The following is a 12,771-nucleotide window of genomic DNA, read 5'->3' as shown; positions in this document are numbered from 1 at the left end:
CGCACGACCGGTCGGACTGGAACAGACGCAACACACGGCACATAACGGCACATAACGGAACGAATCGGACGGAGGACACGGATGCGGACGGTCTGGCGTATCTTCACCCGCGACATCATGCGGATCGTGCGCAACCCGGTGGCGCTCGTCGTCACCATCGGCGTGGCGATCATCCCCTCGCTGTACGCGTGGTTCAACATCCTCGCCAACTGGGACCCGTACTCGGCGACCGGCAACCTGCAGGTCGCCGTCGCCAACGAGGACCGCGGCACCGACAGCGACCTGACCGGCCATCTGGACGCCGGCAGCGAGGTCGTCGCCAAACTCAAGGAGAACGACTCGCTCGGCTGGCGGTTCGTCGACGAGGACGCGGCCGTCGAAGGCGTCAAATCCGGCGAATACTACGCGGCGATCGTACTGCCGCGCGACTTCAGCGCAAGCCTCGTCGAATCCGTCACCGACGGCGGCAGGCAGCCCAGCCTCAAGTACTACGTCAACGAGAAGAAGAACGCGATCGCGCCCAAGATCACCGACACCGGCGCGACCACCATCGACGAGCAGATCAACTCGCAGTTCGTGCAGACCGTGAGCCGCGCGGTGGCCGACGCGATCGCCGACACGGGCGGCAAGCTCGGCGACACGACCACGACGGCGAGCGGCGAGATCGTCACGGACCTCAACCGCGTGCTCGACGGCATCGCCGACGTACGCGCGTCCCTCGCCGACATGCAGGACTCGCTGTCCTCCACGATCGACCTGACCGCCGACGCGAAACGGAACCTGGCGACCGCATCCACGCAGATCGACACCGCGCAGCGTTCGCTCGAACAGACGTCGCCGCTGCTGGCCGAAGCGCGGAAAAGCTCCGGCGAATTCGCGTCGTCCGCCGCCGACGCGATGGACAAGGGCGCCGTCGGACTGGCCGGATTCGGCGTCGACGTCAACACGGCGGCCGGCACGCTGATCAACGGCTTCACCGGCGCGCAGGAATCCGTCGAATCGATCGCCGGCAAGGCGGACACCGCCCTCGACGCGGTGGACTCCACCCTCGACACGGTCCGCGACGCGCTGCGCGACGCCGGCTACGGCGAGGATTCCACGGACGAGACCGTCAAACAGGTGTGGGCGAGCCTCGACGCGCTCGACGCGCTCGTCGCCGGACAGAAGAGCGCCGTCGACGGGTTCCGCACCCACGGCACGCAGTTCGCCTCCTCCGGCAAAGACGCCGCGTCGGCGCTCGCATCGGCGGCCACCACGGCCACGAACACCGGCGTGGACACGCTCACCACGATGCGCGGCACCCTCACCGGCACCGTCATGCCGAGCCTCGACTCGGGACTGGGCAGTTTCCAGACGCTCACCTCCACGCTGGGCGGCACGCTCGCCTCGCTCAAGGGCACGGTCGCGCAGGCGACCTCGCTGCTCGACCAGCTGGCCGACACCGCCAAGCAGGCGTCCGACACGATCGGAAAGACCGACACGTCGCTCGGCACGCTGCACGAGGAGATCACCGGCGTACGCGACGACGTCGGCGCGATCGACAGCTCCGCCGCCTACCAGCGCATCGCCGACGCGCTCGACCTCGACGCGGAAGGCATCGGCGAGTTCATGGGCAGCCCCGTGCAGCTGTCCACCAAGACCGTGTACCCGGTCGAGAACTACGGGTCGGCCGTCACGCCGTTCTACACGAACCTCGCGCTGTGGGTCGGCGGCTTCGTGCTCATCGCGATCTACAAGCTCGAGGTCGACCGCGACGGACTCGAAGGGCTGCACGTATCCGCCGCGCACGCGTACATGGGCCGCTGGCTGCTGCTCGTCGTCATCGGCGTGCTGCAGGCCGTCATCGCGACCGTCGGCGATCTGGCGCTCGGCATCCAATGCGACCATCCCGTCCTGTTCGTCCTCGCCGGCATCCTGTGCTCGTTCACGTACATCAACATCATCTACTCGCTGGGCGTCGCGTTCCGGCACATCGGCAAGGCGCTCGCCGTGGTGCTCGTCATCATCCAGATCCCCGGCGCGTCCGGCCTGTACCCGATCGAGCTGATGCCCGACTTCTTCCGCCGCATCCACCCGTGGCTGCCGTTCACGTACGGCATCAACGCGATGCGCGGCACCATCGCCGGCATCTACGGCGACCACTACACGTCGAACATGCTCAGCCTGTGCTGGTACGTGCCGGTCGCGCTGTTCGTCGGCCTGATCGTGCGACGCTACGCGATGAACCTCAACGCGCTGTTCGACCGCCGGCTGGGCGACACCGACCTCATGATCACCGAGCATCACAGCATGGTCGACGAACGCGTCAGCCTCAGCGCGCTGCTGCGCGACCTGGGCGACTCCGACGACCTGCGCTCCGTGGTCACGCGCCGCGCCCACCGCTACTTCGCCCGCTATCCGCGGCTCGTGCGCGCCGGCCTCGCCGCGCTGCTCGTGCTGCCGTTCGTGTTCCTCGTGCTCCTGTTCGTCATCCAGTCGAAGATCGCGATGCTCACCGCGTGGATCGCGTCGATCGTGCTCATCGACGCGTATCTGATCGTCGTCGAATTCGTGCGCGACAGCTACGCGCGGCAGATCGGCGTGAGCGCGATGACCGCCGACGAATTCCGCGCCGCGATGCTCCACGGCGGCGTCATGACGACCGCGCGACGCCCGCATCCGCAGCACAAGGCCGGCGCGACGCCGCCGACGGCTTCCGACGGCGACGCCGGCACGCCGACGGCCATGCCGCCGTCGTTCCCGCCCGCCGCGACGACGACCGCCACCGACACCATCGAAGGAGACGAACGATGAGGAACATCCGACGCATCTTCGTACGCGACGTGCGCCAGGCCACCCGCAACGTGATCGCGCTCATCGTGGCCCTCGGCCTCATCGTGGTGCCGTCGCTGTACGCGTGGTACAACATCGCCGCCAGCTGGGACCCGTACGGCAACACCAAGGCGCTCAAGGTCGCCGTCGCGAACGTCGACGAAGGCTACAAGTCCGACCTCATGCCCGTCGAGATCAACGTGGGCGAGACCGTCATCAGCGCGCTGCGCGCCAACGACGCCCTCGACTGGCAGTTCGTCGGCAAGGACGAGGCGCTCGACGGCGTCAACTCCGGCGACTACTACGCGGCGCTCATCATCCCCAAGACGTTCAGCGCCGACATGATGACCGTGTTCTCGCCGAACATCGAGCACGCGAAGCTCGAGTACTACCTCAACGAGGAGATCAACCCGATCGCCCCGCACATCACCGACAAGGGCGCCAGCACCGTCGCCACGACCATCGACCAGACGTTCGTCAAGACGATCGGCGAAGTGGCGCTCGACCTCGCCTCCAACATGGTGGACTACACGCAGAGCCCGCAGATGGCGCAGTACGTGAACAACGCCACCGAACACATCGGATCGCTGGCATCGAACCTGCGTTCGGCCGCCGCGCAGATGGACGCGTACGCCGGCCTGATGGGGTCGATCGGCGGCATCATCGACTCCACCGACGAGCTGCTCGGCACCACCGGATCCACCGCCGCCGACGCGAAGACCGCCCTCGGACAGGGCCGCGACGGCATGACGAGCCTGGGCGACGCGCTGTCCGGCGCGATGGACTCGGTCGGCGACTCGCTCGACAAGGCGTCCGGCGCCTACGACGACGTCAAGACCCAGCTCGGCAAGTCGTTCGACGCGATCGGCGACCAAAGCGACCAGCTGCACGACGCGCTGACCGACATGCAGACGTCCGTCAACGACCAGGCCAAGGCGCTCGACGAGTACGCCGATTCGCTCCGCAGGATGGCCGACTCGCTGGGCGGATCGTCGGAAGCCGGCTCGGACCAGACGGCCCTGGACACGCTGCGCGCCGCGCTGAACGCGGCCGCCGACCAGGCGTCGGCGGCCGCCAAGCGGCTGCGCGAGACCGCGGACGGCCTCGGCGAAGCGGCGCAGCAGGTGGCCGACGGCAAGGCCGACGCGCAGCAGACGCGCGCCCAGCTGGCCGACAAGCTCGACGCGGCGAAACAGCAGATCGACGACGTCCGCTCCTCGTACCGTTCGACGCTCGAACCCCAGGTCGAGGCGCTCGCGTCGTCGCTGGACGACCTGTCCTCGCAGGTCGGGACCGTGATCGACGGCCTGTCGTCCGCACTGGACGGCGTCGACGGCCTCACCGGCGACCTGGGCTCGCAGATCGACACCGCGCGCAAGGCGATGGCGGACGCGGCCTCGTCGCTGACGGACTCCGCCGACAAGCTCGACAGGCTCAGCGGCAAGCTGACGTCCACGCTCGACGACGGCGGCGAGAACCTGTCCGCACTCGTGTCCGGCACCGACGCGGACACGATCGCGACACTCATCTCCGCACCCGTGCGCGTCGACCGCGTCGCCGTGTACCCGGTCGAGAACTACGGTTCGGCGATGACCCCGTTCTACACGATCCTGTCCATCTGGGTCGGGTCGATCATCCTCGTCGCGATGCTCAAGGTCGCCGTCTCCGACCACGAGAAGGCGAAGATCCTCGGCCTCGGCAACGACCTGCCGCTCGGCGCGCGCACCGGACTGCGCGACGCGATGGTCGCCGGCCGCGTCGCCGGACCGGCCGCCGCGCTCGACGTGCTGATGAAGCCGCGCGCCGAGACGCCCGGCAACGCGCGGCAGTTCGGCCTCAAGCTCCACCACGAGTACTTCGGCCGCTACCTGATCTTCGCCGTGTTCGCGCTGCTGCAGGCTACGCTCGTATGCCTGGGCGACGTGTTCTACCTGGGCGCACAGTGCGAGAGCCTGTGGCGGTTCCTGCTGGCCGGCTGGCTGGCGGCGATCGTGTTCTCGAACATCATGTACACGCTGACCGTCTCGTTCGGCGACATCGGCAAGGCGATCGCCGTGGTGCTGCTGGTGATGCAGGTGGCCGGCTCGGGCGGCACGTTCCCGATCGAGACGCTCCCGTGGTACTTCCAGGCGGTCGCGAAGTTCCTGATGTTCCCGTACGGCGTCGACGCGATGCACGCGGCGATGGCAGGCTCCTACGGCAACGAGTACTGGATCGCGATGGGCAAGCTGGCGCTGTTCCTCATCCCGTCGCTGCTGCTCGGCCTCGTCCTGCGCAAGCCGGTCATCCGCCTCAACAACTGGATCATCCACAACCTGGAGAGCACCAAGGTCATGTGACGGTGGGCGGCGGGCGTTCCGCGTCCATGTGTCACATCTTCGGCCCGTTCCTTCGCAATGGACACGCGATCGCAGGGTCTGCGTGTCCGTTGCGAAGTTTGAGGGCTTCGTTTCCTCACAACTGGCACGCATACATGATGATTGCGTGTCCGTTGCGACGTTTCTGAGGGGGCCGTGGTCCGGTACTGAAGACGATTCCGCTGTCATGTTTTCCGTACAAGCGAGCTTCCCGGACGATCCTTGGCCCCTATGATGGTCCGGTCCCGTCGTTCCTCAATTTGCCGGTGCGGAGGCCGGTATTTCCGGGCCGGTCGCTATCGCTTCTCTGCGGAGGTATCATTTCCGCTATGAGACGCTATGGCTCACTGGCATTGTGGGGATTGTCGGCCGGTGCATGTTGGTATTGCTTCAACCATATATACTTTCGTTTACTCTGGCAGTATGTGATGCTCCTGACATCCGGATTGATTGAAAATTCGATGCAGGTGTTCGTTCTGGCATATGCGATCGGGGTGGTCTTGCCTGCGATATGGTGTGCATATATGATATGCGGCCTTGCATTCCACCGAATTTCCTTTGCGATGTATTTGTGCGGAGGCATTGCCTATTCGGTCGGGCTTATGCTCTGCATGGTATTGAAATCCTGGAATAATGTGACGGCTTGGGGGATCAATCTCGACATCGCCGGGTTCCTTGATGAACTGATGGCCGGATCCATCACGCCAGTGCTGAACATCGTCCTGCTGATTCCTGTGGGTTTCTTTCTCGCCTCATGCAGGGGAGCCCGATTCGCCGTGATAATAGGGGTTTCGGGAAGCATCCTGGTGGAAAGTCTGGAGTTCGTGTTCCATCTGGGCGTCCTGGACGTTCTGGATATCTGCACCAATGTCATGGGAGTGCTGATCGGCATCGGATGTCTGTCGGCCATGCGGTGGATGGGCTTCCGAAGGGTCGATATCGATGGAGGACATTTTTACCTAGTAAGGCGTCATGATTCTTCAGCGATATGACCGAGGACAGCGATGGGTATCGTGCTCGGCGAGACACTGTCCGATGATGATGAGCCGATGGTCGTGCCGAGCATCATATCCATCCCGATGAAGTTCGTTGGAATCGCCTTTGTATCGGCACGCTTGCACGCGTGGCGCGGTGCGGCGGGGCGGGACTGCCGTTAGAGTGGTCGTCATGGACTTCAGGCTGATCGATGAGGAACGGTACGCGCGGCAGATGGGGGAGCGGGTGCTGCCCGCGCTGGAGGCGTGCCGCGTCGAAGGATGGATGGACCCGGCCGAGGAGCCGGGCCTGCCGCCGGTCGACGGCCGTCTGCACTACGTGTGCTACGACGCGGCGAAGTTCGACGACCTGCGCGAGGAGGGCGCGACCGGTGTCTTCCACGGTGCGGTCGTCATCTCGCACGGCTTCACCGAATTCGCCGCGAAATACGCGGAGATGATCTGGTACTTCCTGCTCGCCGGCTATTCGGTGTGCATGATGGAGCACCGCGGCCACGGCCATTCCGCACGCGACGTCGACGAGGACCACATCGTGTACATCGATGACTGGCGTCGCTACGTGGCCGACCTCGCCAAGTTCGCCGAGACCGTCGGCCGCGCCTACTCGGACGGCCAGCCGATGCACCTGTACTGCCATTCGATGGGCGGCGGCATCGGCGCGGCCGTCCTGGAGCAGCATCCCACCCTGTTCGACAAGGCCGTGCTGTCGTCGCCGATGATCGCGCCCGCGACCGGCGTGCCGAACTGGGTCGCCTCGCTCGCCGCCGAGATCCTGTGTGCGTGCGGGATGGGCCGCCGCGCCGTGTTCGGCCAAGGGCCGATGGACCCCGAGTTCAAACCCGAGGAGCATGAGGGGGCGTCGCAGGCGCGCGTGCGCTGGTATCACGAACAGCGGCTCGCCGACCCGCATCACCGGACCAATGCGGCCGCGTTCTCGTGGGTGCGGCAGGCGCTGCGCCTGTCGCGCGCCGTGCAGAAGACGTCCGCATGCGACCGGATCGAGACGCCGATCCTGCTGTTCCAGTCCGGCCGCGACGTGTGGGTGCTCAACGAGCCGCAGGACCGCTTCGTCGCGCGCGTGCGCGACGGCGGCGCCGACATCGAACGCGTGCGCTACGACGACGCCGTCCACGAGATCTTCAGCATGCCCAACGCGACGCTGGGCGACTATGTCGGGCGCATCCTCGACTTCTACGGGTCGCCGCAGCTCGTCATCGTGTGATGATGCCGTCGGCGTGACGGAACGCCGTTCCGTGGCCCGCGTCCGGCCGCGACGCGACGTCCGTCGCCGGCCGTCCACGGCCACGGACCGCGCTTCGGGAGCCGACTATCCATTTTTCATATAGCGAAATGTGAGAGGAAGGCTTCCCCAACCATCGGCGACCCTTTACGATAGGACCATTCACGCGCCGCCCGGCCCGCTTTCGGCCGCCCGCGCGCGATAGGGAACCATCGAGAGAACACGGACAAGACCGGGAAGGAAGGGCCGCCGCATGCAGTTCGACTGGCAGTTCGTCGCGCAGTACGCGCCCTTCTTCGTCAACGGCGCCATCATGACGCTGTTCATCTCCGTGTTCGGCATTCTGCTGGCCGTCGCGGTCGGCCTCGTATGCGCCGGCATCGAGACGGCGCGCATTCCCGTCGCCCGCCAGCTGGCGCGCGTGTACATCGAGATCAGCCGCAATACGCCGCTGCTCGTGCAGCTGTACTTCCTGTACTTCGGCCTGCCCAAGCTGGGCGTCGTCTGGTCCGCGCAGACCTGCGCGATCGTCGGCCTCGGCTTCCTGGGCGGGTCGTACATGGCCGAGGCGATGCGCGCCGGCGTCGAGACGATCCCGGCCGTGCAGCGCGAATCCGCGTACGTGCTCGGCCTGAACGGCTGGCAGACGCTCACGCGCGTCGTCCTGCCGCAGGCCGTCGGCACCGCCGTCCCCGGCGTCGTCGCGAACGTGATCTTCCTGGTCAAGGAGTCGTCGGTCGTGTCCGCGATCGCGCTCGCCGACGTCATGTACATGGCGAAGGACCTGATCGGCATGTACTACAGCACGTACGAGTCGCTGTTCCTGCTGATCGTCGCGTATCTGATCATCCTGCTGCCGATCTCGTTGGCCGGCACGTGGCTCGAAAGGCGGTTCGACTATGAGCGGCGCTGAGATCCTGCTCCAGCCGGGCGTCTTTCCGCGCCTGCTGCAGGGCCTGTGGGTGACGGTGTGGATCGCCGGCGTCTCCGTGGCGCTGAGCGTGCCCGTCGGCCTGCTCGTCGGCTGGCTGATGACGGTGCGCAGCCGCGTCGTGCGCTTCCTGATGCGCGTCTACCTCGACTTCATCCGCATCATGCCGCAGCTGGCGCTCCTGTTCATCGCGTTCTACGGGTTCGCGCGCATGTGGAACCTCAACCTCGACGCGACCGGCGCGTGCGTGCTCGTGTTCGTCCTGTGGGGCGGCGCCGAACTCGGCGACCTGGTGCGCGGCGCGCTCGAATCGATCCCGCGCGCCCAGTACGAGTCCGCGTACGTGCTCGGCTTCACCCCCTGGCAGACGTTCACCCGCGTGATCCTGCCGCAGGCGCTGCGCCGCATGCTGCCCGCATCCGTCAACCTGGCGACCCGCATCGTCAAGACGACCTCCCTGGCTGTGCTGCTCGGCGTGGTCGAGGTCATCAAGGTCGGCCAGCAGATCATCGACGCGAACCGATTCGACTATCCCAACGGCACGCTGTGGATCTACGGCGTGATCTTCCTCATGTACTTCATCGTGTGCTGGCCGCTGTCCATCGTGGCCCGCCGACTCGAAAAGAGGTGGTCGCATGACTGACGAGAACACCATCGTCGACCGCACCGCGGCACCCGCCGCGACCGGCTCGACCCAGCGTTCCACCGCCGCCGTCGCCGCAAGCGACAAGGCGACCGCCACCTCCTGTACCGTCGAATGCTCCGGCTTCGAGATCGCGCACCTGACGAAGCGCTACGCGAACGCCGACCGCCCGGTCCTCAACGACATCTCGTTCACGCTGCCGCACGGCAAGGTGCTCGTCGTCGTCGGCCCGTCCGGCTCCGGCAAGTCGACGCTGCTGCGCACGGTCGCCGGCCTCGAACCCATCCAGGGCGGCACGATCTCGATCAACGGGCAGGTCATCGAAACCGGCCGCCCGGGCACCGAGAAGGCCGGCCGCTCGAAGCGCTCCACCGCACTGCGCACCCGCATCGGCATGGTGTTCCAGAGCTACGACCTGTTCCCCAACCGGACCGTGCTCGGCAACATCACGATGTCGCCGATCCTCGTGCAGAAGCGCGACCGCGCCGAAGTCGAGCAGGAGGCGCTCGCCCTGCTGGAACGCGTCGGCCTGGCCGACCGCAGGGACGCCTGGCCGCACGAGCTGTCCGGCGGACAGCGCCAGCGCGTCGCGATCTGCCGCGCGCTGATCCTCCACCCGGAGGTCCTGCTGTTCGACGAGGTCACCGCCGCGCTCGACCCCGAGATGGTGCGCGAGGTGCTCGACGTGATGATCGAACTGGCCGACCAGGGCCAGACGATGATGATCGTCACGCACGAGATGCAGTTCGCCCGCGCCATCGCCGACAAGGTGATCCTGCTGGAGGACGGCGGCATCGTCGAGGAATCCGACGACGCGGAACGCTTCTTCACGCATCCCGAGACCGAGCGCGCGCAGCGGTTCCTGCACACGTTCGAATTCGACCGTCACCGCTGAGCGCACGCCGCCGATCCCGCGCCACGCGCAGGACGGCCCCGGCGCGTCCGACCGGCCGCTTCGTCGCAACGGCCGCGACCCCGTCGTACCCGCATCGGACGGGCGGCCCGCCATACCCGGCCGCCGCGCCCGGACGCACCCGTATCCGACGGCCCATACCCACACCAAACAGACGTACCCATCCCCATCCAACGGTCATATCCACTACAGGAAGAGAGGATCGACATGACCAACGCAACCATCACCCGAACCGGCCTCGTCAAGGCCGCCCGCAACGTGCTCGCCGCCGGCGCGGCGCTCATCATGGCCGCGTCGATCGCCGCCTGCGGCCCGTCCGCGGCGACGCCGAGCGACGCCGGCACGACCGCCAACGGCAACACGGGCGCAGCCACGTCGGCGACCGCGCGCACCCTCGACGAGATCAAGGAGTCCGGCACCATCAAGGTCGCCGTGTTCTCCGACAAGGCGCCGTTCGGCTACGTCGACAAGGACGGCAACTACCAGGGCTACGACGTCTACTTCGCCGAACGCCTCGCCAAGGACCTGGGCGTGAAGGTCGAATACACGTCCGTCGACCCGTCGGCGCGCGTCGACGTGCTCACCTCCAACAAGGTCGACCTGGTGCTCGCCAACTTCACCGTCACCGACGAACGCAAGGAGAAGGTCGACTTCGCCAAGCCGTACATGAAGGTCGCGCTCGGCGTCGTCTCGCCCGACGACGCGACGATCACCGACGTCAGCCAGCTCGACGGCAAGACCCTGATCATCGCCAAGGGCACCACCGCCGAAACCTACTTCGAGAACAACTACCCGAACGTCAAGCTCCAGAAGTACGACCAGTACGCCGACGCGTACAACGCGCTGCTCGACGGCCGCGGCGACGCGTTCTCCACCGACAACACCGAGGTGCTCGCCTGGGCCAAGTCCAACAAGGGCTTCACCGTCGGCATCACCAAGCTCGGCGACGAGGACACCATCGCGCCGGCCGTGCAGAAGGGCAACACGACGCTGCTCGACTTCGTCAACGACGAGATCGACAAGCTCGCCGACGAGCAGTTCTTCCACAAGGACTTCGAGGAGACCCTCAAGCCGGTCTACGGCGACGAGGTCGACCCGGACGACATCGTCGTGGAGGGCGGCCAGCTGTAAGCCGACGCGCATGCATGACCGCGGCATGATCCGCGGCCGCGGATGACCGGATGCCGGTGCGGGACGACGCTCCCGCACCGGCATCCGTCGTATGCGGGCCTCGACGCGGGGAGGGACGATAGCACGGCAATCAGGGAAGAATCAGGTGGACCACTGAGTCCGCCGGCGTGCGGCATGAGGCATGATGGAGCCATGAGACTTCTGGGCAATATCCTGTGGCTGATCCTCGGCGGACTCGTCCTGTCCGTCGGCTGGGCGATCGTCGGACTGGTCCTGTGCGTGTCGATCATCGGCATCCCGCTGGGCCTCCAGGCGTTCAAGATGGCCGAACTCACCCTCAGCCCGTTCGGGCGCACCGTCGTCTACCGCGGCGGCGTCGGCTCGACGCTCGTCAACCTCGTCTGGCTCGTGTTCGTCGGCGTGTGGATGGCGATCGGCTACGTGCTCGCCGGCTTCGCCAACTGCATCACGATCATCGGCATCCCGTTCGGCATCCAGTCGTTCAAGATGGCCAAGCTCGCGCTCTGGCCGTTCGGCGCCGACATCGTCACCATCCGCTGACGGCTGCCGCAGCGGCCCGTCGGCATCCCCCGCCGGCGGTCGCCGACACGTCCGTCCGCCATCCGCGCGTCGCACCCCGCACCACGCTACAATCGCCGTCGGCATAGGCACGGAAGCTGAACGGAGAGAGGGTGGATGCGGCGATGAGCGCACGCGGGACCACGGAGACCACAACGATCGAAGGCGACGTCGTCACGTCGACGCCGGCGGGGGAGCCGGTCGCGGCGGCGACGGCGGCGACGTCATCGGCGACGACGGGACGCACGGACGGCGGCAGGCGCCGACGCATCTCGCCGGCCATCGACCAGTCCGCACGCAACGTGCTCGTCGGCGCGATCCTCGTGCTGGTGGGCGGCATCATGTGGGGATCGAACGCGACCGTGTCGAAGATCCTCATGGAGCACTACGGCGCGCAGCCGATGTGGATCGCCTGCATCCGCGAACTGTTCGCCGGCATGCTGTTCCTCCTCGTCGCCGGCACGCGCTCGCCCCGCCAGCTCGCCGGAGCCGTGCGCGAACGCCGCTCCTGGCCGTGGTTCGTGCTGTGCGCGATCGGCTGCGTCCTCGCCGGCCAGGTCGCCTACCTGTCGTCGATCAACTGGACCAACGCCGGCACCGCGACCGTGCTGCAGACCCTCAACCTGCTCGTCGTGCTCCTCTACGTGTGCATCCACGACCGCCGGCTGCCCGGCCGGCGCGAATCCGCGGGCGTGGCGCTCGCGTTCGTCGGCACGGTGCTCATCGCCACCGGCGGCGACCTGACCACGCTGAAACTGCCGATGATGGGCCTGTTCTGGGGCCTGATCAACGCGACCGCGACCGGCTTCCTGTCGATCCTGCCGGCGAAGCTCATCGCCAAGTGGGGCAACATGACCGTCAGCGGCCTGATGTTCCTGATCTCCGGTCTCGTGCTGCTGCCGATCGTACGGCCGTGGTCCGGCGCGCCCGCATTCGACGCGTTCGGCTTCGCATTGATGACGTACACGGTCGTGTTCGGCACGTTCGGCGCGTACGGCCTGTTCATGGCCGGCGTGATGCGCGTCGGCGCGATGCGCGCGACGATGCTCGGCACCAGCGAGCCGATCGCCGCGACCGTGACCGCGGTGCTGTTCACCGGCGCCGTGTTCGCGCCGACCGACCTGATCGGCTTCGCGATGATCATCGTCATGGTGTTCCTCGTCCACTGACG

11 protein-coding genes are annotated in these 12,771 nt (G+C 66.8%); all 11 read left to right on the top strand.

What is annotated here, in order from left to right; all coding sequences use genetic code 11:
• Nucleotides 1-81 precede the first annotated feature (81 nt).
• The 11 genes from D2E24_RS03620 to D2E24_RS03575 all read left to right on the top strand — a co-directional run bounded on the left by D2E24_RS03620 (nt 82) and on the right by D2E24_RS03575 (nt 12,769).
• Nucleotides 82-2,793: a YhgE/Pip domain-containing protein gene (locus D2E24_RS03620; RefSeq protein ID WP_125967973.1), complete on the top strand. Its 2,712-nt coding sequence runs from the start codon at nt 82-84 to the stop codon at nt 2,791-2,793.
• On the top strand, nt 2,790-5,150 hold the full coding sequence (locus D2E24_RS03615) for a YhgE/Pip domain-containing protein (RefSeq protein WP_125967972.1): 2,361 nt from the start codon (nt 2,790-2,792) through the stop codon (nt 5,148-5,150). The genes D2E24_RS03620 and D2E24_RS03615 overlap by 4 nt, the downstream gene beginning before the upstream one ends.
• Before the next feature lie 347 nt (nt 5,151-5,497).
• Nucleotides 5,498-6,160, top strand: a complete 663-nt coding sequence (locus D2E24_RS03610; protein WP_125967971.1) for a VanZ family protein — start codon at nt 5,498-5,500, stop codon at nt 6,158-6,160.
• A gap of 12 nt (nt 6,161-6,172) precedes the next feature.
• On the top strand, nt 6,173-6,325 hold the full coding sequence (locus D2E24_RS10255; RefSeq protein ID WP_164520986.1) for a hypothetical protein: 153 nt from the start codon (nt 6,173-6,175) through the stop codon (nt 6,323-6,325).
• A gap of 10 nt (nt 6,326-6,335) precedes the next feature.
• Nucleotides 6,336-7,385: an alpha/beta fold hydrolase gene (locus D2E24_RS03605; protein WP_125967970.1), complete on the top strand. Its 1,050-nt coding sequence runs from the start codon at nt 6,336-6,338 to the stop codon at nt 7,383-7,385.
• Nucleotides 7,386-7,656: 271 nt separating this feature from the next.
• Nucleotides 7,657-8,316 (top strand): amino acid ABC transporter permease, encoded by a 660-nt coding sequence (locus D2E24_RS03600; protein ID WP_125967969.1) that lies wholly within the window; start codon nt 7,657-7,659, stop codon nt 8,314-8,316.
• Nucleotides 8,303-8,977 carry an amino acid ABC transporter permease gene (locus tag D2E24_RS03595; protein WP_125967968.1) on the top strand — a complete coding sequence of 225 codons (675 nt, stop codon included), beginning with the start codon at nt 8,303-8,305 and terminating at the stop codon, nt 8,975-8,977. The genes D2E24_RS03600 and D2E24_RS03595 overlap by 14 nt, the downstream gene beginning before the upstream one ends.
• A complete protein-coding gene (locus D2E24_RS03590; RefSeq protein WP_125967967.1) occupies nt 8,970-9,872 on the top strand; it encodes an amino acid ABC transporter ATP-binding protein in 903 nt (300 codons plus the stop codon). Before D2E24_RS03595 ends, D2E24_RS03590 begins: the two co-directional genes overlap by 8 nt.
• A gap of 225 nt (nt 9,873-10,097) precedes the next feature.
• Nucleotides 10,098-11,021 carry a cysteine ABC transporter substrate-binding protein gene (locus tag D2E24_RS03585; RefSeq protein ID WP_125967966.1) on the top strand — a complete coding sequence of 308 codons (924 nt, stop codon included), beginning with the start codon at nt 10,098-10,100 and terminating at the stop codon, nt 11,019-11,021.
• 192 nt (nt 11,022-11,213) lie between these two features.
• The gene (locus D2E24_RS03580; RefSeq protein ID WP_125967965.1) at nt 11,214-11,582 is read left to right on the top strand and encodes a YccF domain-containing protein; all 369 of its coding nucleotides are present in this window, start codon (nt 11,214-11,216) and stop codon (nt 11,580-11,582) included.
• A 143-nt stretch (nt 11,583-11,725) separates the two neighbouring features.
• Nucleotides 11,726-12,769 carry a DMT family transporter gene (locus D2E24_RS03575; protein ID WP_125967964.1) on the top strand — a complete coding sequence of 348 codons (1,044 nt, stop codon included), beginning with the start codon at nt 11,726-11,728 and terminating at the stop codon, nt 12,767-12,769.
• The last annotated feature ends 2 nt before the right edge of the window (nt 12,770-12,771 follow it).

It is taken from the genome of Bifidobacterium samirii (genome assembly GCF_003952945.1).
Taxonomy (GTDB): domain Bacteria; phylum Actinomycetota; class Actinomycetes; order Actinomycetales; family Bifidobacteriaceae; genus Bifidobacterium; species Bifidobacterium samirii.
The sequence above is the reverse complement of the archived record's forward strand: the minus strand, read 5'-3'. Positions and strand labels throughout refer to the sequence as shown.